This window comes from Corynebacterium atrinae (assembly GCF_030408455.1).
Lineage (GTDB): Bacteria > Actinomycetota > Actinomycetes > Mycobacteriales > Mycobacteriaceae > Corynebacterium > Corynebacterium atrinae.
Genome location: NZ_CP046977.1, coordinates 2,403,473 through 2,425,623, shown reverse-complemented (window position 1 = coordinate 2,425,623; position 22,151 = coordinate 2,403,473). Strand labels below are relative to the sequence as shown.

Annotated in this window: 18 protein-coding genes and 1 other annotated feature; of the genes, 7 read left to right on the top strand and 11 right to left on the bottom strand. The window is 56.4% G+C overall.

Annotated elements, in window-relative coordinates; translation table 11 throughout:
• Entirely contained in the window at window positions 1-1,149 is a 1,149-nt protein-coding gene (locus CATRI_RS11890) for a DegT/DnrJ/EryC1/StrS family aminotransferase (protein WP_290217854.1), read from the bottom strand.
• A gap of 178 nt (window positions 1,150-1,327) precedes the next feature.
• Between CATRI_RS11890 and CATRI_RS11885 the strand changes: the two genes are divergently transcribed.
• Window positions 1,328-2,458 (top strand): glycosyltransferase family 4 protein, encoded by a 1,131-nt coding sequence (locus CATRI_RS11885; protein ID WP_353959723.1) that lies wholly within the window; start codon window positions 1,328-1,330, stop codon window positions 2,456-2,458.
• Here the strand turns inward: CATRI_RS11885 and wzy (CATRI_RS13585) are convergent.
• The 6 genes from wzy (CATRI_RS13585) to CATRI_RS11860 all read right to left on the bottom strand — a co-directional run bounded on the left by wzy (CATRI_RS13585) (window position 2,455) and on the right by CATRI_RS11860 (window position 10,120).
• Entirely contained in the window at window positions 2,455-2,901 is a 447-nt protein-coding gene (gene wzy / locus CATRI_RS13585) for an O-antigen polysaccharide polymerase Wzy (protein ID WP_353959749.1), read from the bottom strand. The two genes, CATRI_RS11885 and wzy (CATRI_RS13585), sit on opposite strands and share 4 nt — an antisense overlap.
• 74 nt (window positions 2,902-2,975) lie before the next feature.
• Entirely contained in the window at window positions 2,976-4,505 is a 1,530-nt protein-coding gene (locus tag CATRI_RS11880) for an IS1634 family transposase (RefSeq protein WP_290216554.1), read from the bottom strand.
• Between the two features lie 184 nt (window positions 4,506-4,689).
• Window positions 4,690-5,973, bottom strand: coding sequence for an O-antigen polysaccharide polymerase Wzy (wzy, locus tag CATRI_RS11875; protein WP_290217851.1), 1,284 nt, complete (start codon window positions 5,971-5,973; stop codon window positions 4,690-4,692).
• A 3-nt stretch (window positions 5,974-5,976) separates the two neighbouring features.
• Window positions 5,977-7,236, bottom strand: a complete 1,260-nt coding sequence (locus tag CATRI_RS11870) for a lipopolysaccharide biosynthesis protein (RefSeq protein WP_290217850.1) — start codon at window positions 7,234-7,236, stop codon at window positions 5,977-5,979.
• Window positions 7,229-8,470, bottom strand: coding sequence for a nucleotidyltransferase family protein (locus tag CATRI_RS11865; RefSeq protein WP_290217848.1), 1,242 nt, complete (start codon window positions 8,468-8,470; stop codon window positions 7,229-7,231). Before CATRI_RS11865 ends, CATRI_RS11870 begins: the two co-directional genes overlap by 8 nt.
• An 18-nt stretch (window positions 8,471-8,488) precedes the next feature.
• Entirely contained in the window at window positions 8,489-10,120 is a 1,632-nt protein-coding gene (locus CATRI_RS11860) for a tyrosine-protein kinase domain-containing protein (protein ID WP_290217846.1), read from the bottom strand.
• A 296-nt stretch (window positions 10,121-10,416) separates the two neighbouring features.
• Here CATRI_RS11860 and CATRI_RS13580 point away from each other — a divergent pair, with 296 nt between their 5' ends.
• The 3 genes from CATRI_RS13580 (at window position 10,417) to CATRI_RS11850 (ending at window position 14,087) form a co-directional block, all read left to right on the top strand.
• Window positions 10,417-11,019 carry an arsenate reductase/protein-tyrosine-phosphatase family protein gene (locus CATRI_RS13580; RefSeq protein ID WP_353959722.1) on the top strand — a complete coding sequence of 201 codons (603 nt, stop codon included), beginning with the start codon at window positions 10,417-10,419 and terminating at the stop codon, window positions 11,017-11,019.
• A gap of 261 nt (window positions 11,020-11,280) precedes the next feature.
• Window positions 11,281-13,071, top strand: coding sequence for a nucleoside-diphosphate sugar epimerase/dehydratase (locus CATRI_RS11855; protein ID WP_290217844.1), 1,791 nt, complete (start codon window positions 11,281-11,283; stop codon window positions 13,069-13,071).
• Window positions 13,072-13,304: 233 nt separating this feature from the next.
• On the top strand, window positions 13,305-14,087 hold the full coding sequence (locus CATRI_RS11850; protein WP_290217842.1) for a hypothetical protein: 783 nt from the start codon (window positions 13,305-13,307) through the stop codon (window positions 14,085-14,087).
• Window positions 14,088-15,245: 1,158 nt separating this feature from the next.
• On the opposite strand, the gene CATRI_RS11845 is transcribed toward CATRI_RS11850, so the two are convergent.
• The gene (locus CATRI_RS11845; protein WP_290217841.1) at window positions 15,246-16,217 is read right to left on the bottom strand and encodes a MauE/DoxX family redox-associated membrane protein; all 972 of its coding nucleotides are present in this window, start codon (window positions 16,215-16,217) and stop codon (window positions 15,246-15,248) included.
• 155 nt (window positions 16,218-16,372) lie between these two features.
• On the opposite strand from CATRI_RS11845, the gene fbaA reads away from it, so the two are divergent.
• Both fbaA and CATRI_RS11835 read left to right on the top strand, forming a co-directional pair.
• Window positions 16,373-17,407, top strand: a complete 1,035-nt coding sequence (fbaA, locus tag CATRI_RS11840) for a class II fructose-bisphosphate aldolase (RefSeq protein WP_290217839.1) — start codon at window positions 16,373-16,375, stop codon at window positions 17,405-17,407.
• A gap of 209 nt (window positions 17,408-17,616) precedes the next feature.
• Complete coding sequence (locus CATRI_RS11835; protein WP_290217836.1) at window positions 17,617-18,798, top strand: FUSC family protein; 1,182 nt, start codon at window positions 17,617-17,619, stop codon at window positions 18,796-18,798.
• 285 nt (window positions 18,799-19,083) lie between these two features.
• Here CATRI_RS11835 and CATRI_RS11830 read toward each other — a convergent pair whose 3' ends face one another.
• Both CATRI_RS11830 and CATRI_RS11825 read right to left on the bottom strand, forming a co-directional pair.
• Complete coding sequence (locus CATRI_RS11830) at window positions 19,084-19,938, bottom strand: IS3 family transposase (RefSeq protein ID WP_290221175.1); 855 nt, start codon at window positions 19,936-19,938, stop codon at window positions 19,084-19,086.
• Window positions 19,912-20,027 (bottom strand) — a sequence feature (AL1L pseudoknot). (Overlaps the previous gene by 27 nt.)
• A complete protein-coding gene (locus tag CATRI_RS11825; RefSeq protein WP_290217834.1) occupies window positions 19,970-20,299 on the bottom strand; it encodes a transposase in 330 nt (109 codons plus the stop codon). Its footprint overlaps the feature before it by 58 nt.
• A 144-nt stretch (window positions 20,300-20,443) precedes the next feature.
• Between CATRI_RS11825 and CATRI_RS11820 the strand changes: the two genes are divergently transcribed.
• Entirely contained in the window at window positions 20,444-21,187 is a 744-nt protein-coding gene (locus CATRI_RS11820; protein WP_290217832.1) for a hypothetical protein, read from the top strand.
• A gap of 65 nt (window positions 21,188-21,252) precedes the next feature.
• Here the strand turns inward: CATRI_RS11820 and CATRI_RS11815 are convergent, their stop codons facing one another.
• Window positions 21,253-22,062 carry a hypothetical protein gene (locus CATRI_RS11815; RefSeq protein ID WP_290217830.1) on the bottom strand — a complete coding sequence of 270 codons (810 nt, stop codon included), beginning with the start codon at window positions 22,060-22,062 and terminating at the stop codon, window positions 21,253-21,255.
• Window positions 22,063-22,151 lie beyond the last annotated feature (89 nt).

The following is a 22,151-nucleotide window of genomic DNA, read 5'->3' as shown; positions in this document are numbered from 1 at the left end:
TTATGCCATGACCTCGTTGATAGCCGCGATGACGCGATTCACATCGTCATCCGTCAGACCGGAACCGCTGGGAATGGTTACGCATTGCCTGAACAAACGCTCAGACTCGCCATTGAGAGTCGCCTCTAATCCGTGGAATACGGGTTGAAGATGCATTGGCTTCCACAAGTGACGGGCTTCGATCCTTTGGCTGGCGAGTTTTGCAATGAATGACTCGGGGGTTGCCGGGTGTTCGGCTGGTAGCTCGATGGTTGTCAGCCAGCAGTTCTCTACCTGGAAACCTTCGGTTCCAGACTCTCCTAGAAGTCGAACTCCTAGGGGCAACAATGACTCTTCATAGGTCCTGCGGATCTCTCTGCGGCGAGCAATCATGTCGTCTAGGCGAGACAACTGCGCACGGCCGAGGGCAGCGAGGATGTTGGATAGCCGATAGTTGTAACCCACATCGGTATGCTCATACCAAGGTACGGGCTGTCGGGCTTGAGTAGCCAGATAGCGAGCCCGATCGGCAACCTCGTCGCTGTTGGTGACGAGCATGCCACCGCCTGACGTCGTCATGATTTTGTTGCCATTGAAGCTGATGGCGGACCCCATGCCGAAAGAACCTGCCATCCGGCCGTCACACGAGGCGCCCATTGACTCCGCCGCATCAGCAATAAGCAAGACCCCACGACTGTTCAGCTCTTCTTCGAAATCCGGATAATCGCAGCAGCGACCCATGATGTCGACGGCTACCACGGCCGGAACCACGTGGCCGTCGGCCTGGAGGGAATCGACAGCCTCGATGAGCAAACCTGGGTCAATGTTGCCATCCGGCTTGGCGTCGACGAAGTGCGGTGTTGCGCCGGTATAGGCGATTGCGTTGGCTGTGGCGGCGAAAGTTAGAGTCGAGGTCGGCACGGTGGTGCCTTTCGTGGCGCCAGCCTGGATGAGCAGAAGGTGCAAGGCGGCTGTGCCGGAAGAAAGAGCAACGGCACGGCGGGCTCCGACGTAGGCGGCGACCTCTTCCTCGAATGCGTCGACTTCGGGGCCTAATGGCGCTATCCAATCAGATGAGACAGCCCGGGTAACGGCGTCGATTTCCACTTGACCGACATCGGCCTTCGAGAGAAAAATCTGGCGAAGACCTGAGGATTCGGATGAAGTCATTGGAATGCGGCCTCGTCTCTTGAGATGAACAATGGAGCCAGCTACGGCTTCAGCTAAGTCTAGTATCCTCACATTAGTAATCTCTAAGCGCAAAGATCCTCTTAATGCTCGACAGATAGTTTCTTAGGAAACTTGGAAGGGTAAGTAGTTGAACAGTGGGCCAAGGCAGCAGCCTCATGTGGTGATCGTTCTGAAGACCAACTCGGGGGGCTTCTGGATCCGCGTGCAGGTGGTTGAACTCTTGCGGAGGGGAGCAAAGGTCACTCTCATTATCCCGGCTGGTCCTGGTCGTCTCCGGAAGCGACTAGATGACCTAGATATTGCAGTGCTTGACTCACCCTTTGACTTCACTTTCCGACCGTCCAGGAGAACTGTGAGAGGGTTGTGGCAGCTACGTCGTCTCATTAGCTCGCTAAAGCCGACGGTAATCTTCTATCACCTATATGCCAGCGCTTTGGCAGCTCGAATCTCCTCGGTATTCACGGGAGTCCCCCGAGTTCACATGGTGGCGGGCCCACTGTATTTGGAGTCCCCAATTATTTCCAAAGTGGAGGGTGTGCTCCGGCGGATGGATAGTGTTCTGATTTCAGGAAGCAAGTTCACCTTCCAAGAGTATGAAAAACTCTGTGGACCACGCCCCTCCAGACATCTCACCATCCCCTATGGGGTTGACACTTCCGTGTTCCTTCCCAGTGCCTTGCCCAAGATAGACGTGCGTCGATCTTTGGGAATTGCACCAGAGGAGTTTGTTGCCATCATGGTGGCCTATACCTATGCGCCAAAAGACATCCTGGGCCAGGAGGTTGGCGTGAAGGGCCACGAGATCCTGCTTGAAGCATGGTCTCAATTCACCTCGGAGAATCCAGGACCTGCGAGATTGGTGATAGTGGGCTCCGGCTTCGACGAAACCGAAGAACTTCACCGACAGAAGCTCATAGCAAAAGGGGCGGAAAAGGTGGAATGGATCGACACTGTCGAAGATGTGCAGCCGTACTACCACGCCGCTGATGTGTCTGTAAGTTCGTCAATCTCCGAAAATCATGGCGCCGCTTTAGAGGCAGGCGCTTGTGGGTGCCCGCAGATCGTCTCCAACGCTGGCGGGTTGCCCGAAACCGTGCAGGTGACGTCAGGTTGGGTATACCCCATGACAGACGTGAATTTGTTGGTCGAATGCCTTAAGAGTGCTCTGGAGGAAAAGCGAAATGGGAAGCTGGAAAAGCGATCTCTAGCTGCCCGCGAGTTCATCGTGTCACGCTTCGACGCGCGTGAGTGTGCAGAAAGAGTGGCTGATGCCATTCTTCAACACTAATTAGTGGTCAACCCTGCTTCACCTTGGCTGTCGGAGACCATAGGGGACCTGGCTGAAGCATCGTCGCCCAAAAAAGCCGCTGTAGGCTTCCGCGAGGTGAGTACCGCCCCAACTCCGATGATGACCGCCACTAGCATCGTTGTAGATAAGGTCGCGACTTCGCCGCGCACTGCGTACATCATGGCTGACGTGAATGACACCGATAGCATGAGGGCTAGGGGGTACCTCTCGGCGGCGCGGAAGAGCGACATTGAAATTAGACCGATGGCCAGGGATAGGGCTATCACGGCGGCGAGTCCGCCATTCATATATGCCTCGCCAATGATAGAGAAGCCATAGCCCGCACCTTCGGCACCTCCGGCCCACGCGTAGACAATCCAGTTTGTGAGATTGCCATACTCGGTGGGGGGCTGACGGAATAGGGCTGCCCAGTATGACTCTATAGGGTAGAAGTTTCCCGCCGTCAGACCTTCAAGGATAAACGTATCAATGAAGAGATTTCCTGACTTAGGCCAAATTAGTCAGACAGACGAGGAAGCTTAGCCAAGATCTCCTCAACCTCAGCAGGAACCGGGGACTGCGCATAAACAGTCTGACCGGCGACCTCAATAGTGAACGATCGGTACTTCTTCAACGTTCTCACCAGCCGCTTCAACGACAACCCCGAGCGCTGCTCCAACACATGACCCACAGCCATCGCCGCCATCACAATCGTCAAGTGCGCATCAATGGAATCCTTCTTCCGATGGAAGATCGGCCGGGCCTTCAGATCCGACTTCGCCATCCGAAACGCCTTCTCAATCTTGAACAACTGCCGATACGCCCCGATGACCTGCTCAGGATTCAGATCTACCCGTGAGGTCTCATAGCCTTTGACCCCAGCTAGTGCGCGGTGTTTATCCGCTAAGGTGTGGTTGACCTGCTTATTCGGGGCTTTCAAGTCCACATAGCGGTTGCGTTTGACCGGCACTTGACCTGCGACAGCTCGCTGCGCTTTCGCTACCTGCTCATCGATCCCTTTCAAGGTCCGGCGTGCCCGATCCCAGGAATACTGGTAGTAGGTCACCGAATGCGGGATACCATCGGGTCCACGGCCCGTGCGGTCAGCAAACCTCCATACTTGCCCGTCGGTGTAGGACGCCCCGGGATTGGCCTGCCTCCACACCTGGATCGGATAGGGAATGTCACGCTCCCGAGTACCGAGGATGTAGTGCAGTCCGGCATCCACGACGGCTTGTTTATTACCGGCGGAGAACATCCCGGCGTCGGCGACGATGGTGATGTCATCAAGCTGATAAGCATCCTTGAGCCGATCAATCATCGGCAACATCGTCTGGGTTTCGGCTTTGTTCCCCTCGAACGCCCCGATCGCTACGGGGAACCCAGCGGCATCAGACAACAACCCGACGGTGATTTGGGGTTCCAGGCGACGCTCCTTGGAAAACCCTGGTTTCCGAAGGTCGTCGTCTTTGTCTGTTTCGAAGTACAAGGTCGTGACATCGTAGAGGACCATCACGCCTGGGCCGATCCCAGCATGGGTGGCAAGTGCCTTTGTGACCTGGTCGCGGAAGGCGGTGGTGGCGTAGACGGGTAGGCGTCGTTGGATGGTGCGGTAGGAGGCAGAGGCGACACCGATTTCGGCGAGGGTTTCGATGGATTCGAACTTCGAACCGGGGTGGATGATCCGTGCGGTGACTAGGTCGTAGAAGACTGGGTCATGATCGGTGGCCTCGTGTAGTCCCAGCTGGTGGTAGGCGCCGTGGATGGCGTTGATGAGGTGGTTGGCGCGTTCGCTGGTAATGGGTACGGGATTATCCACCGCGCCTGTCCCGGCTGGCATGGTGACCTCGTCGTTTAGTCCTAGGTCGAGGCCTATTTGATCGCCGTCGATCATGCGTTGGGCGCGGGCGAGAAGGAGGCTAAGTTCCTCATCAGTGTGGGCGGAGCCAAGGTGATCAAGGACGGGTTTTCGATTCCGATACCCCCAGATGACCTGCACAGCCGTGGCACCGGACGCAGTCGGTACGGTGCGGATCTTCGGTGGCATGATTCACAGCCTACTGCCACCCCCACTGCTACCCGCTTAGTCTGACAAACAGCCCCTCACACCGCCAAAATGCCCAGTTCCAGACGTCAAGATGGTCTGCGCCACACCAAAATGGCCTAAGTCAGGTGTCACGCTTCGACGCGCGTGAGTGTGCAGAAAGAGTGGCTGATGCCATTCTTCAACACTAATTAGTGGTCAACCCTGCTTCACCTTGGCTGTCGGAGACCATAGGGGACCTGGCTGAAGCATCGTCGCCCAAAAAAGCCGCTGTAGGCTTCCGCGAGGTGAGTACCGCCCCAACTCCGATGATGACCGCCACTAGCATCGTTGTAGATAAGGTCGCGACTTCGCCGCGCACTGCGTACATCATGGCTGACGTGAATGACACCGATAGCATGAGGGCTAGGGGGTACCTCTCGGCGGCGCGGAAGAGCGACATTGAAATTAGACCGATGGCCAGGGATAGGGCTATCACGGCGGCGAGTCCGCCATTCATATATGCCTCGCCAATGATAGAGAAGCCATAGCCCGCACCTTCGGCACCTCCGGCCCACGCGTAGACAATCCAGTTTGTGAGATTGCCATACTCGGTGGGGGGCTGACGGAATAGGGCTGCCCAGTATGACTCTATAGGGTAGAAGTTTCCCGCCGTCAGACCTTCAAGGATAAACGTATCAATGAAGAGATTTGAACCTTGTCCGAGGATAGTTGAAATTCCAAATTCTTCTTGCTCTGAGCGGAACACAAAGATTGCGGTGGCGCCAATCACTCCAACAATGCCAACGAAGGGGATCCAAAGACGGAAGCGGGAAGATTTTGCCGCCGTGATATGTATTAGAAGAGCAAAAATGACGAAGATGAAGTCACGCTCAAACGTTACTAGGCAATACATAGAGTATGTAAGTAGGTTTATCCATGTCGCAGGAGAGAAGCCTCGATCCTTCCAGGTCAAGATCGCGGCACTCCCCAAGGCCACTTGAATGAGCAGGTAATCGTAGTGGAACGCGCCGGCGGCCTCAATTGTGAGCAATTTGTCGGTAGCACCAGTAGAAAGAATCTGGAATGTCTTGAACGCTGCCCAAACCGAGACCAGGATATTAAGGGTGTCCAAGCCCCAATAAGTCCGTTCAACTCCTGAGTTTTTGGCCGTGGCCAATTTCGTTGGTAGGTGACGTGCCGGCAGCAGCCAACGCCAGAAGAGATACATTACGGCCCACGTAGTGAGGGCGGCGGCATACCACCAAGTAACTGTAGGGATGCGATCGACTACCGTTCCGACGTAAACATCGGCGTTCATCGTCCAGTTCAAAACCGGGCCCAGAGTGAAATAGGCAAAGAAGACTGCGATATAAGGCAAAGGATAACCACTGCGATTTCGCAAACTAATGGCAAGGAGGGCTAGCGCACAAATTGCTAGTTGTGGTGCGACCAACTGGAAGTTGGACAAGGTGCTAAGGAAGTATTCCACGAGCTAAGTCCTGTCTGGCTGGTGCTGCTGAGCTGGCTGGCCAGGGGGTCGACGGTGACGGGCGGTGGGTGGTGGGTTGTAGAAGAAGATGGCTCGCATAAGCAAGTGGATGACAGAACCGATCAAAGCCGCTAACCCGGCGCCTTCTAGATTGAATTTTGCTATCAAGATGAAGCTCGCGATCGTGACGGCAGTCAAAGCTACAAGGGAGCTGATCAACTGCATCCTGAATTGTCGACGAGTGGAAAGCCCTAAGTCAATCATCCAACTTACGGCTCCGGCCGCCCAGGCGGCTAAGAGGATGGTGAAAGTGAAGGGTTCGTTGTATTCATTACCGTATAACCAGCTCAGTAGCGGGCTTGCTATAAAGAACCCAGCCACGACGATGAAAGAACTTGCTAGGCTAGTCAGAGCCACCAGCTTGGTAATATCGGAACGAAGTGCTGGGTATCTGCAAGTCCGGTTTGTGGCAACGAGGCGGGGAAGCAGTAGCTGGGCCAGAGCTGCCACGACCGCCGTGCCAATGACAGTGAGATACGCGACCGCGCTGAAGATACCTACGGCGCCGACATCTACATAGCCGTTAAGCACGTAACGAGGCACATTGGCCATGAGAGATACAACCATTGCTGAGATTCCCAAGGGCCATGCGGTCTGGGCGATCTGCAGGATGGCGGGAAATGAGGCTCGGAAGGTGTCCACTCGGGGCGCTGGAAGAGAGACTAATAGGGCAGCGATTGAACCGAGCAGGGAAGACAGGATTGCCACATCGACGGAAGCATCGAGGAAGACCAGAAAGAAGGCCACCGATGCTGCACTGACCACGCCGTTGAGTCCGCTCTGAAATCCAATTCGGAGGAGACGACCGTTCTCCTGGAGTGGAGCGCAGAAAATGTCTGTGACCGAGTCGATCGACTTACAAAACACCACCGCCACGAAGATCGTTCCGATTGTGCCAGTGGCGAGGGCGTAGAAGAGGCAGACGACGATGGTGAGCGTCGAACCTGCCAGGCGGAGGACGAGAAAGTCTCCGAAGCTGCGTTCCGGGTCAACATCGGTGACGTAGACGGTGCGCAGGGCCATGCCGGTGAGCAAGCTGAAGGGGGCGCTAATTGCAAGCGCCAAAGAAAAGAGGCCGACCTCAATGATTCCGGCATATTGGGTTAACAATATGAGAATCAACCACTGCCCTAAGTTGTATAGGAGGGTGCCAGCGGCTGCCCCTGCTACTGGAAATAGCCCGCTTTTAGCACGGCTACTCATGTCTCACCAGCCCGTGCTCCTGCATAGAGGCGAGAGCAGCCTCTAGTTGCGCAATGCCATCGTGTGGGAGGTCGGCAAATTTGGCGGCCACATGTTGAACTGGGTCCGTGATTCTAGGATTGTTGGTGGCCAACCACAGAAGCCTGCTTGGCCCGCTTACAACGATGAGCTCACCAGCTGGCAGGGCCAGAGCCGCAATGGATTCATTACTGAGGGCGACCGCAGCGAAGGGTAGACCGCTCAGGTCAGGAATAGCAGCTTCTAATCCTTCAAGTGCGCTCGATCGCCTACGGCTTGTTCGCGGTTCATTGTTCGCGGGAGCGATATTGGTGACCTCACCTTCAATGGCAGGTTTTAGGATTTCCTTGCCTAAGGAAGCTTGCTCACGTCTCCATTCTCGGGAAAGGGAGCTGGTGCCCAAATGGAGGACCTGTTTCAAACCTCGTCCCCAGCGGCGGACGATGACTCTGGGCGTTTGAATCTCACGAGCCGACTCACCAAAGGCTGGCTGAGGAAGCAAAGCAGCCCGGGCGAGCCGCAGCTTTCTGCTGAGGGAAGACGCGTCGTTTATACGAGCCCACCACATTGTCAAACCACCGGGAGAGCTAACTCGCAATTGCCAAGCGCGTGCCACGGCATCAGACCTGGTGGGACTGTCGATGACACTGGATAGGGCGCCGGTTGCTCCGAGCTCCTGAGCAATTGACCACATTTCTACCAGGTGTGCAGGGTGAATGTCAGATAAGACGCCCTCCCGCTTGAGATGGTTTAGTCCTGGGTTTTCTGCCATGTTCCGCGCAGATTCGAGCAATAGAATGAGAGCATGTGCAGGCTTGTCCAAAGTAAAAAGACGGTGGCCGGCCAGCATCAGCCTTGTGCGATGCTTCCACAAGATCTCAAATGCATCTTGGTCCCCCAAGGTAATACCTGGATAGCGGACGTGTAAGTCAAAGGTGCACCTAAAACAAGCGGAGTCGGAGATGGTGAGTGCGTGAGTGAGCTCTGGATAGAGCGGTTCCTCGTTGGCTTGCCAGCCTTCACTCTTTAGTGCCTCGACCAATTCTAAAAGGCGCGCAGGATCGACCAGAATATCGACGTCGCCCATGCCACTTGGGCGACTAGGAAAGGCGAGTGCTGCTAGCGGGCCTTTGAAGTGAATCAACCGAATTTCCAACTGATTGGCAAGATATTCTACTGAAGCGTGTGCGAGCCTGATTCGATCAGCCAGAGGCACGATCACATTCTGCATTGGTCAGTCCCGACCGTGTGAGGCTTCTCTGTCCACGTCTACCTCTGGGGAGTCGCTGAACTCAGCGATGACTTTATTCGTAGAGACCACTGGCGAACGCTTCAACGGACGGGAGATGGTGTTGGTGACGGAAGAGTTGGCCTGGCGGCTGCGACGTTCCCGCTTATCTTCAGCCGCTTCGGTAGGAACTTCAGTGCTCATGAATGGAACGTCTTCGACGGCAGGTTGCTTGGCTTCACTGGTGGAGACGACGCTTTCGTAGCGGCTGGAATAACCGTAGCCGTATCCGTAGTAATGGTCCGAGCCATTAAGGATCTTGGCCATACGCTTGGTGTTCACCTGGTTAAGCACTGTACCCAGGATAGGAGCTCCGACGCTTTCAAGATGTCGAACGGCAGCATCGAGTTCGGACTTGCGAGTGTTACCGGAACGGACAACGACAATAGCGCCATCGGCGGAGGCGGCGAGGAGAGCGCCGTCGGTGACTTGCAACAGTGGCGGGGCGTCGATAATGACATATTGGTAGTCGTCCTTGAGGACGGCGAGGAGATCGCGCATGCGCTGTGACCCCAGCAGTTCTGAAGGGTTCGGGGGGATTTGACCGGCAGCAACGACGTGGAGGTGCTTGTCGGACGTGGATTGGACAGCTTCGTCGAGGAAGACATCGCCAGTGAGGATTCCAGAGAGGCCGACGGTCTCATCCAGCCCCAGGGAGGATGCAATTGTGGGGCGACGTAGGTCGGCGTCGACAAGCAGTACTTCGGTGCCACTGGCGGCGATGACCTGTGCCAGGCGAACAGCGACAGTTGACTTACCGTCCTTAGGTTGCGAACTGGTGATGACAATCGCACGAGGAGGATTGTCAATGCTGACAAATCGCAAGTTGGTGCGGAGTTTTCTAAGGGCCTCGCGGCTCATGAAGCTGCTCTTCTCGCCTTCTTTGGCCTCCTTGGAGTCACGTCCGACTAACTTATCGGCGGGCAGCGTCCCAAGTACGACCGAAGCCTGTGTGTCCTCAATATCGACGACAGTGCGGATGCGGGTGTCCATGCGGAAGCGCACGAAAGCGATCGTGTAGCCAATGATCAGACCTGCAAGAAAGCCCATAAGCAGGAATCGGCTGAGAATTGGGGACGCCGGGCTAGTGGGCAGGGCTGCTGAGGCCATGGGGACGACGCGGACCCCAGCAGTTGGGCCACCCTCCAATTGCTCAATTTCTATAGAGGCGGCGGACACGATGGCATCAGCCAAAGCGCGCGCTGATTCCGGAGTACCCCCCTCGGCGCGAACGTTGATTGCGACTGAGTCGGTTGGTGCGGTAACAGCGATTCGCTGAACCACCTCGTCGGGGCGACTGCGTAGGCCCAGATCTCTGATGGCGCGCTCTGCCGTTGTGCGAGAGGTAAAGACGGGGATAAATGAGCGAACCTTCTGTTTGGCCAACAAGGTGCCGGTGTAGGTCGAGTCGGTTCCGCCTTCCATGTTGATCGCAGTCACGTAGGCAGTGGCGTCCGCCACGTAAGTGGGCTTCTGGAGCAAGTAAATGCCATAAGCTCCTGCCGTGCCGATCAGGACGGAAAGGACGATGGTCAAAATATTCCGCAGCGTGATCTTGGCGAAATCGGAGGGGCTCATTCCGTGCTCCTGGGTAGAGATGATGGAAAATAAATGGGAATCATTGCCAACAATTTGGCAAGCTTGTGCCCCAGAGGGCTTGGCATCAAGTTTGCGGTCAAGCGTGGCGGAAGGGGCGTCGAGGCGTGTCGCGAGGAAAAACCTGATTGCTCCGTGTGTCCGAGCCGCCTAATGGAATAGATGTCGTAAGGACGATGAAAACAATATCATTACTATACTGGTCATATGCTATTCTCACCTACTCGCAGGCTGGGTTGAATTTAGTTTTTACCGCAAGGAAATTGAGGTGATAATCAATGGCTGGTCGGCATCGCCGGGCTCCGGTCAGTCATGAGGGGCGGAGGCCTAGGCGCGCCAAGGCTTCGAGTGTCGAAGAAATTGCCAATCAAGGTCCTGTCATTTTTGTTTGCACTGGAAACATTGCTCGCTCAGCTTTTGCGGAGCATCAGGCAGCGCGGCTTATGAATGCTCCGGAAAACTTTAGTTCTTTAGGTACCGCAGCGGCCTTAGGTAGGGGCATGCACCCCGCAATGAGTTCATTTCTCTCACCCGAGCCCCGACACGAGGCTCGGCAGGCAACAGCCAAGAGACTTCGGGAGGCCTCACTTATCCTTGGAATGGCCCAGCATCATGTGGATTGGATCCGTGAGGAAGTGCCGGACCTAACAGGCCGTACACTGCTGTTTTCCCGATGTGTCAAAGTCTTGGAGCTGGAGGCCCCGCAAGGGCCCCTGACTCCCGAAGGTATCGCCCACTATGTGACTGCGATCCCCCTTTTGCCCGTGTACTTGCGGGACATTAAGGATCCCATCAAGGGTGGGTACGAGGAATTCTCTAGCTGTGCCATCGAGATTGATCGCGGCCTAAGGACGATCTTGCCTTGGTTGTCGATCCCCTAAGTTTCCTTGAGTCGGAGAGGGGAGATTTGGGCAGTATTTCCCAAGTAAAGCAATTGAAAATTACTTATAAGGACAGGTAGCGGCGATGGTCAATTGGGAAAGTAAATACGATTACCGTTGACTTGGGTTGGCGAGTATACATTTACCTAATTCCATTTTTGAGATGCCGTTACGTTCGAAGCATGACCGTAGGAGGCGCCATGTGGTGTGGTGGCCGTTGAGGACGTGTCGGTCTCTCCCTGTGTGTTAGGTGTTTGTAGCTTGAGTGTTTTTGGAAAAGGTGCGGCGCTGACCCCCTCCCGTCCCCTGATTCTGCTGTGGGACGTCTTGAGCTGGGTGGGGGCTATATTCCTTTTGGCTCTGCTTCGGTATGACTTTGAGATCAGCAGTGAGCGCCTGCGGGCGATCGGCCTCTACGGTGCGGTTTCCATCGTCGCTTACCTCGCCTTTGGTGCACAGACTAAGGTGTTGCGCAGCCGATACCGAGTAGCCTCTTTTGAGGAGGCGTTGGCACTCGGCTTACTCACTTTCGCAGCGTCCACTGTGGGCTGGAGCGTGGCCGCACTGGTCTTTGGTCCCCTTAAAGCGCCACCGGTCATGGTTCTGGCGGTTCCGCCGATAGTAGTTGTACTCATTGTCGCCGGACGTGGCTTCTCTCGAGCACTTCGTGCGTTCGCGCGAGAATCCGATGATGGCAAGGAGCCGGTCATCATCATCGGTGCGGGAGATGCTGGTAACGAACTGGCCCGGGCCATGGCTATCAATGACCAAAGTCCCTACCGTGTGGTGGGTTTTCTTGACGATGACCCCACCAAGCGTCACCTTCGTCTCATGGGTCGGCCCGTATTGGGCCAGATCGTTGATCTGGAGAACGTTGCCGCACGGTATGAGGTAGACACCGCCATCTTGGCGATCTCTGTTCCGGGCAAGGAGCTCGTCTCTCGGCTTAGCCGGTATGCAAAAAGTGCGGAAGTTGAATTGCTCACTCTCCCACCGGTGGCAATTCGAAACTCTGGCAAGCGCGACCTCGTCGATAAGATCCGACGTTTGGAGGTCTCGGACTTTCTTGGACGTGCTCCAATTGACACCGATCTAGAGTCCGTAAAGGGCTATGTGCAGGGCAAGCGTGTGCTCATCACTGGAGCCGGTGGCTCCATTGGGTCAGAAATTGCGCGTCAAGTACACTCGCTCGGCCCTTCTCAGCTCTACCTCCTGGATCGCGACGAATCAGCTCTCTGTGCCGTGCAGCTCGACATCTACGGAAATGGTCTACTGGACACGGATGACATGGTTCTTTGCGACATCCGCGACATTGAGGCAGTTAATCAAGTCTTCGAGAAGTCGGATCCCGATGTCGTATTTCATGCGGCCGCGCTCAAGCACTTGCCGATGCTGCAGCGCTTTCCGGAGGAGGGTTGGAAAACCAACGTCTTGGGTACTCGCAACGTTCTTGACGCAGCCCTGAGGCAAAGAGTGGAGACATTCGTAAATATTTCCACTGATAAGGCTGCAGAACCTACTTCTGTCCTTGGTCGGACGAAGCAGATCGCCGAGCATCTTACGGCAGCCGCCGCGCAAAAGAGTGAAGATGGCCGGTATGTGTCCGTTCGATTTGGCAATGTCCTTGGCTCGCGCGGGTCTGTGCTGCACTCCTTTTCGAGTCAGATCGAACGTGGGGGACCAATTACGGTGACAGATCCTTCCGTCGAACGCTATTTCATGACGATCCCAGAGGCTTGTGCTTTGGTGATCCAGGCCGGATCTTTTGGGGCCCCAGGAGAAGTTCTCGTCCTTGACATGGGTGAGCCGGTCAAGATTGTGGATGTTGCCCAGCGCATGGTGGAGATGTCCGGTGAAGATATTGAGATTGTCTTCACTGGGTTACGTCCAGGAGAGAAGATGTCGGAAATACTTCTCAACTCAGATGAACTTAGTCGACGACCATTTCATCCATTGGTCAGCCATGTTTCTGTGCCCCCATGTGAGCCGGGCAGAGTGGGGGAACTTTTTGATGGTGTCATTTGGATCTCTGACCTGGGAAAAGTCGCGTGAGAGTAATTAATTCTCATACTTGCTGGCGCTAAGTGCTTTCCTTGTCAATTAGCTCTTCCGAAATTGTTTCGGCATTCAAGGAGGGGGCGGAACGGCTTCCCCCCAATAAGATGAAATATTTTGAACTATCTACTAACATACGCTGGGATGAACGACAAGCTCTCAGGCTTTTATGCGCGGACCCCAAGCAAAGCCTGGCAACGTCGCCCGTGGGCGTAAAGAATGGAAAACTTATGAGCAACGACAATCAGATCTCTCGCCGGACCCTCGTCAAGGGTGCGGCTTGGTCTGTTCCTGCTGTGATGGTCGCTACTGCCGCCCCTGCTGTGGCAGCTTCGCCCACCGTGCCGGAAATCGCGGGCACTGCTTGCCGGATCTACTTCGGAGATGGAAACATCAACGGCCAGCGCACTCAGATTTACCTCAACCCAGTGACCTCGGACGGTGCCATGAAGGCTGGCGATGTGATCACCTATAACTTCACTACGTCGCGCCCGATTAAGGTCCCTACAGGGACTACCAGTGCTAGCTGCAGCATTGCGCTGTCTCCACCTTCTGGAACTTCTACAACTTCTTTCACCGTCACGTTGACTGCACTCGCTGACAATGCGACGTCGTTAAGCACCTGTGGAATCGCCACCCCATCGATCAACTGGGATGACAGTATCGCTTCTACTTCGAACCCAATGATCCCGAAGACAGTCGTTTCCTTCACTTCAACCGGTACCCGTGATGGGAAACCCACTGGCGGCTCCGGGTCCCTGTCCTTCACCGTGCCGCAACGCTACCCGACCAGCGTTAACCAAAATGGCCGAACTCCTGTTTACTACAACTCACGCGGTGGCTTGCAGGAGACTTTCCCGGAAACCCGCTTCTCGGTCCGTGGAAATGTAGACAGGCTCAGGAACTGTGGTGTCAACGGAAGCGGCTCCTCGGTTGTTTACCCCGATGGCGCGTGTGTTGCTCTGCCGACTACTACTCCAAACGGAGTAGGGGCACTTCCGCCGCGCGCTTAGTAGTAGTTTCCTGTTATGTCCGTGGAACGCCCGGGCCCTCGCTATCTCGACTGTGCGGGACGAGTATTCCCAATTCTCCTCCCCTGGGGTTGGGGTCGGGCGGAAGTCGAACAATTCGAGGCTCTTTGGCGCTCTTGCCTGAGAGAGCCTGACGACACTCGGATGGCGTTGGAGTGCGCCTCTCGGGATGACGTTGGCCGGTATTCTTATGACATAAGCCGAAGCTTGGCCCTGCGTACGATCGAAAGCTACTGGGGTGAGCTTCTTTTGTTGCATGGCTGCGCTTTGGCGGACGAGGCTGGATCGGTCGTGGCATTTGTCGCACCGAGCGGCACAGGGAAGAGCACCCTCGTGAGGAGTTTAGGTGCACGGTATCGTTACGTCACTGACGAATTGGTCGCGATTGAACAAGACGGGACAATTCATCCCTTCCCTAAACCGATAAGCAAGGTAGTAGGCAGGGACCCCCTGGTGAAGGCTGATCTGCCACTAGAACGATTTGGTCTAACCCCCGCAGTGGGTGCGCTCTCGTTGAAAACGGTGGTGGTTTTGAATCGCGATCCTGATTGTGGTGAGCCACAGCTGCGAAAGTTGACCATCCCCGATGCACTTCGCTCAGTGGTGGGGCAGAGTTCCTCACTGTGGTCATCTCGATGGCAGGTTGATGCACTGGTCTCCGCTATAACATCCTTGGGTGAGCCACTCGAGTTGGTTTATTCCGAAGCGTCTTCCGTAGGGCCGTTGGTTGACGAACTATTTTCTGCAGATTGCCTACCAACTGAGGATCCAGCTTTGGCAACAATCTCCCCTGGTAGAGCGCCAAAACCAGGCGAGACAGGTCAGGCGAGTGGAGTGGTGGGTGTCGACGCGGGAGGGGAACTTTTGCTCCTGGTGAATGGAAGCCTCCTTACTCTGAGCCCAGAAGGTGCATGGGCGTGGAATCAATTTCATTCTCCGCGCAGAGAATCAGATCTTGTAGCAGAGTTGGTCAATTCTGGTCGGCTGAGCACGGAGGAGAGCCGTGGCTTCCAGGATCTCGTCGATGAACTGGTTCACACTGGAGTTCTTGATAGATGCCATGCCTGAACCCGAGTTAGCCTAAAAGTCGGGTCCGCTCTTTGGCGGCTTGGGAGATGTACATCCAGTGAAGGTATCTCCTCACGCAGGTTGGTTCGGCTGGTCGTTCAACTCCCTGGCGATGTCTTCGACGAACCTGTTGATGGCCTCTCGTCCAAAAACTGGGCCGCCAGCCAAGAGGCCATCGGCCCCGAGCAAGATTGCTGTTGGTACAGCAGGATCGATGTGAAATCCATCAAATACCTGACCCTGGCTATCGAAAAGATAGCCGCGGTGCCAGGCATCTGATCCTGTCTCATCCTTCCACTCAGCATCGGCTCTGCGCACCGCCGCAAGGACTCGAACGGTAGGGATCTTATTCCGCCAGGCAGGAATCCTGCGGAGTGTAGCCCCGCCAATCTCGGAACGGTGTTCTGCAACCACCAGCAGGATTGGTCCCTCGAATGAAAGCTGGCGCAATCCCACCGAGCGTCCGTTTTGCCATACCGGAAAATCGGGAGTGGGAAGGCGTAGGTAGTCAGCCTCCGGCGGAGCTTCGACACTTTCAGCGCGTTGAATGAGCACCAATGTAGCCAGGGCGAGGGCGACGACGAGTACTACTGGCCAAGCGGAAAGCAGGACGCTGACAGGTGCGTCGCCGACATGCATTGCTCCCATCAGAGACATAAACCCTAATCCGAGGAATAGGGAGTTTCTTAAGATAGTAACCTTGGTGACCTTCCGTGGAGGTCCGAAGCAAGGACAAACACCTGGAAGGCGACCAAGATACTGCCTCAGGATTGTCAGTAGATAGAACGCCAGCAAAATTATCACGATCACGGAAGCGGCTATTCCAAAGGAACCGGAAGCGAAGAGGAGTGCTGCTGCGAGGCCGATCTCGCCAAACGGATGCAATGCGGCTAGGACAGCTGTCAGGCGGGTTTCTGGGTATGCCATTGCGTGCATGTGGCGAGCACGTTCGCGGGCGCTGAACCTCAGCTTTCCAATGCCAGAGTAGAAAAGAACAGCGGACAGGATGATCGTTGCTGAAGTCAACACCAAGGACATACCCATGACTGCTCATTATTCCTCATCGACTGTCTTCGGCATCAAAGTGATGTACCGCTCAGGCACGATCGGACAAAAAGGGGCATACTGGTAGACGGAACACCGATCTCCGGGGACTCCCGGAAACGGTGATGTATTCGACAACCTGGAGGATCATCTATATGCCTATCGCAACCCCTGAGGTCTACAACGAGATGCTTGATCGGGCTAAGGCAGGCGGCTACGCCTTCCCGGCCATCAACTGCACCTCCTCCGAAACGATCAACGCCGCACTCAAGGGCTTCGCTGACGCCGAGTCTGACGGCATCATTCAGTTCTCTACTGGTGGCGCAGAGTTCGGTTCTGGTCTTAACGTCAAGAACAAGGTCGCCGGAGCTGTTGCCCTCGCCGCATTCGCACACGAGGCAGCCAAGCACTACGGGATCAACGTTGCACTGCACACCGACCACTGCCAGAAGGAAGTACTCGACGAGTACGTCCGCCCGTTGATCGCCATCTCGCAGGAGCGAGTCGATCGTGGCGAGCTTCCCCTGTTCCAGTCTCACATGTGGGATGGCTCCGCTGTCCCGATCGATGAGAACCTTGAGATTGCTCAGGAGCTGCTGGCTAAGGCAAAGGCTGCCAACATCATCCTTGAGGTCGAAATCGGCGTCGTCGGCGGCGAAGAGGATGGCGTCGAGGCTAAAGCCGGCGCTAACCTTTACACCTCCGCTGAGGACTTTGAGAAGACCATCGACGCCATCGGTACCGGCGACAAGGGCCGCTACCTCCTCGCCGCAACCTTCGGAAACGTCCACGGCGTGTACAAGCCGGGCAACGTGAAGCTGCGCCCCGAGGTCCTCCTCGAAGGCCAGCAGGTCGCTCGCAAGAAGCTCGGCGTGGGCGATGACGCGCTGCCGTTCGACTTCGTCTTCCACGGTGGCTCCGGCTCCGAGAAGGAAAAGATCGAAGAGGCCCTGCGGTACGGCGTCATCAAGATGAACGTGGACACTGACACCCAGTATGCGTTCACCCGTCCGATCGTGGGCCACATGTTTGACAATTACGACGGCGTGCTCAAGGTCGACGGCGAAGTAGGCAACAAGAAGGCCTACGACCCGCGCTCCTACATGAAGAAGGCTGAGCAGGGCATGGCCGATCGCATCATCGAGGCCTGCCAGGATCTGCACTCGGTGGGTAAGACCATCAGCAAGTAGGAGATCTCTATTTGCTTAACTGTGCCCGGTCATCGTCCCTTAGGGATGGTGGCCGGGTTCTACTGTTTTCAAACAGAGACTGCGATTCGAGCTTGCTGAAGAGTCAAGGACGCTGCCGTCAGATCTCGGATGACAACAAATTGACGTGCTATTTGGCCGCTTCGAGCGGCCCATCAAGTCCGCAGCGGTTTCTGGGTAAGTTGTGACTCATGGCCAAAGTTAGAATCAGCACGCTGGAACGCCTGCGTGTCCTAGAGACGTCGCTGGAGTCGCGGTTTTCGCGTGTTCGCAAGCGTTCTCTGAGTATTGTGCAGGCGGCGCTGGCGTCTGGGCTGGCCTTTTGGGTAGCCCGAGAGGTTTTTGGGCATCACAGTCCCTTCTTTGCTCCGATTACGGTCGTGATCATTTTGGGAATGGCCGGCGGGGAGCGGATCAAGAAGGCGATTGAGCTATCAATCGGCTGCACCATTGGAGTCGGTCTCGGAGATCTCCTGGTGCATTTCGTTGGCCCCGGGGTGTGGCAAATTTCAATTATCGTGGCGTTGTCGCTGCTCCTAGCGGCATTTCTCAGCGAGTCGCAGTTGCTGTCTAACCAGGTCGCGATTGGCGCAATTTTGATCAGTACGATTATGCCCCCGGGCACATCGGGTGGTGGGCCTGATCGTATGGTGGATGCGTTTATCGGATCGGTCATCGGGCTTGCCGCGGTCGCATTTTTGCCTTCGTCGCCCTTGAACTCGGGACGCAGGGAGGTTTCCAAGCTGCTGGCGATTGCATCTTCGGTATTCGATGATGTGGCCCAGGCATTGGACGAGGGTGATTCCGAGAGGCTGGATCAAGCGATTGAAGCAATCCAGAACACTCAAGACAGCATCAACAACATGTTGGAGGCTGCCAGGGGTGGTCGCGAAGTGTCCAACTTGTCGCCATTGATGTGGGGTAAGAGGCGCCGAGTGAGATCGCTAGAGCGAATTCTGCCAGCGGTGGAGCAAACGATGCGTAATGCGGGGGTATTGGCTCGGAGGGCTCGAGTGCTGTGCAGCGATGGGGACTCGGTCAGTATCCGGCTCATCAACGTCGTCGACGAGTTGGCGGATATTACTGCCTCACTGTCTGATGTGTTTGATGATCGGACTGAGGCGACTGAGGCGATTGAAGTGCCGGGTCTCGTGCGTCGTCTGCAGGTTCTGGCGGCGGGTGAAGATATGGGGGCTATCACCGTGAAGGGCGTGCTCTCTGAGTACGTCATCTTGGCTCAGGCCAGGTCGATCACTGTCGATTTGCTGGTGGTCTGTGGCTGGTCGCGGGAGTCAGCTTTGGCAGCTTTGGCAACCACATCGGCGACCCCGGCGTACCCTCACGAGCGCTGGCCCGGCATCTATGACGACTAAAGTCAGCGACTGTGGCTTGTTGTCTCAACAAGCTCTAGCTTGACCCATGCCATTACTTGTGGGGCGAGGGATTTCAGCAGCGTTGATTGCCCTGGGCACCATCAAAGTAGCGGGACTGTGGGGGACCGTCTAGCACTGAGCTTGGCTGCTTGACACCCCTTTCTGGGTGTCTTGGATGCAATTTTCCTGTGATCCATGACCCGCTTTTGTGTATATGTTGTGAGCTCTCTAAAAAGAAGGTTTGTCAAGCCCCGGGTTTTGTGGAGGGTCTGGAAATTGGAGAACTCAACCAGCAGCGGCCATAACCGCTAACTGTGAGTGAGCTTCATCAGGCGTGCGATACCCAATCTGGGAGTGAAGCCGAGCAGAGTTGTACCACCCGACCCACTGCGCTGTAGCAGCCATGACATCGATGAGGCCGTCCCAGTGGTGGCGGTCAATCAACTCGGCCTTGTACACCGAGTTCAATGCTTCGGCCATCGCATTGTCGTAGGAGTCGCCCCTGGATCCGACAGAGGCGACAACCTCACTATCGGCCAGGGTGTCGGTGTAGTGCACCGCCCGGTATTGCACGCCTCTATCGCTGTGGTGGACCAGCCCGGCGACCGACTCGCCCGCACGCCGACGGGCAGCTAACGCCATGGTCACCGCATCAGTAGCTAATGATTGCCGCAGGTGATTGGTGACCTGCCAGCCGACGATCTGTCGGGAGTAGACATCTAAGACAAACGCGGTATACACCCAGCCCAACGCAGTGGGAATGTAGGTGATGTCCGCGACCCACAACTGATTCGGTGCCAGTACCCCGAATACCCGGTCAACCAGATCTGTAGGACAGTCAGCAGCGTCAGCCGAGCGTGTGGATGGTTTCTTCCGCTTGCGACGCACACCATCGAGGCTGGCCTCACGCATGAGCCGTTCCACGGTGCAGCGGGCGACACGCCCGCAGCTGCCGTCACGGTTGATCGCGTGCCACATCTTCCGCACCCCGTAACAGGAGTAGTTCTCGGCGTGGATTCGACGAAGAGCAGCCACGATCTTCACATCACGGATGGCCCTGGCCGAGGTAGGTCGGGACTTGAAGGCGTAATAGGAGCTCGTCGCGATACGCGCGGGAGTACTAGCTAGTACCCGTACGATCGGCTCGACACCAAACTCCTTACGGTTGTCGTCAATGAAGGCGACGATTACCGGTGTGGGCGGTCGAGCTCCGCCGCGATAGACAAGCCGAAGCCCTCTTCAAGATCTCGTTGGCACGCCGGGATTCGGCGAGTTCGGCACGTAGCCGCCGGTTTTCTGCCTCTAGATCGAGGGACTCATCGACGGTGGTGGCACCAGATTTCTTGTGGGCGCTGACCCAGCTACGCAGGGTTTCACGGTTGAGTCCGAGTTGTTCAGCTACCCGACCGGCTGCACCGCGTGCGGTGACTGAGTCGGATTGGGCGTGGATGACGAGTTCGATGGCGCGTGCTTTGAGCTCGTCGGGGTACTTCTTAGGCATTGATAGATTCCTTGAGGATGTGCAGGTTTGCACCCTCCATTAAACACGGGACACAACACATTGTGGCTTATCTCCTTGTGTGGGTTGGGAACCTACACACAAACCATCTGACACCCTCCGCAGACGCAGCCGTCTCCGTTGACGATGGCTCGCATCGCCTTTGCTACCGACAAGGCGATTAATAATGCAAAGCTGGTCGTGACCTTGCAGGATGTTGATGGTAAGGAATGGTCTTTGTCAGGCGTGGAGTACCGGCTCTTCGGCCCTGACGAGGATCCATACCCGAACAACCACGTGGCTGTTTCTAGCGGTATCGCTGGCAACGTCGCAACTTATGATCTCGGTGATGTGCCGGCAGGTTCGAAGTTCACACCCTCGCAGAAGATTCCACTTTCGGAGGCGGAACTGAGTGAGCTGACCAAGCCGGCCGCCGATGGCACCTGGAGCAACGCCTTCAAGGTGAATGCTCGCTTAACCGGTGATCTTGCTCCGGAAGATTGCGAGAGTGGTGGTACCCCGCCGATTTCTACCTGTGTTGCTGCTGGTTTGACCGTTGGTCTGCCGCTTCTGCTGTTGATTCCGGTGGGTATGGCTGGTCAGCTTAATATTCCGGGCTTGGATCAGCTCAATGCTGATCTGCAGGCTCAGCTGCGTAATGCTAATACGCAGTTGCAGCAGCAGTTTGGTGTGTTTGATCCTAGCCAGGCTCAGTACATTAGCCAGATCAACGCTGAGATTGCTCGCTTTACGGCGGATAATCGCACGATCATTAATGGTGCTGCGATGGTTGCCCTTGGTTTGCTGGCTGCTGCGTACCTCTACGACAGCTGTGTTGGTGAGGATGGGACGTCGTCAACTTCTTCGCTGTCGTCGGGTTCTTCCGAGTAGTAACAGCTGAATAGCCGATGCCCGGTTCCCTTTAAGGGAACCGGGCATCACACTTTTCACACACCCTAGAGCGGTCGCACAATCTGCAGGTCACGCAAGTGGCGGTAGAAGGTAACGCGCTCGAGGGGGCGCTTGTGGCGGATGCCATCGACGGTGACGGCGAGGTCCGGGCCACCGGCCTGGACGGCTCGTCCGGTGGTGAGGGAGGGGGCGTCGAAAAGCTCTTGGGGGGTCCGGCGGAAGAGTCGGCGCGAGGCGGTGATGATGCGGACGGCGGCGATGCCGGGGGCGTCGGTCATGGGCACGAGGCGGGCGCCAATGTGGCCGTGGGCGCCGGATTCGTGGCGGACGAGGACGTGGTCGTCGACGATGATTTCGCCGGTGATCTCTCGTTCGTTCCAGTCGGTGATGGTGGCGGAGCCGGCGACGGCGATGCCGGCGTCGGTGCGGATGAGGGGAACGGGGTGGACGTCGCCAAGCAAAGCCATATCGAGCGAGGTAGACAGGCCCCAGTTCTGTGCGGCCGTCGAAGGGGCAACCGGCACGAAGCCCACTTCCGCCCAGAGGTAGTCGGCTCGCATCATGCGGGTGAGGACGGCGGAGAGGGCGGCGTCGGTGCCGGCGACGACCACCCGCAGACGCTGCGACAAAAACTCAGCCTGGGGCGCGATGGCCGGGGTGGTCAGGTGCTCCACATCGGGCTGTGCGGCGATCTCATCCAGCGAGGGGGTGGGGTCGACGGGGAGGGTCGCGGCGGCTGCTTCGTCGAGGAATCGCAGGTCCTGGCGGGAGGGGACGGCTGGGAGGTCATGGACGGTGACCCCGGGTGGAACGCTCAGGGGGATGTCGCCGCAGCGCAGGAGAAGCACTCGCATGAGCCAAAATACTACGCCAGGATGGGTGCCTTCTGGGGATAGGAGTAGAATTAACTACCGTCTGTGGCCAGTTATGGCCACCAATTCCC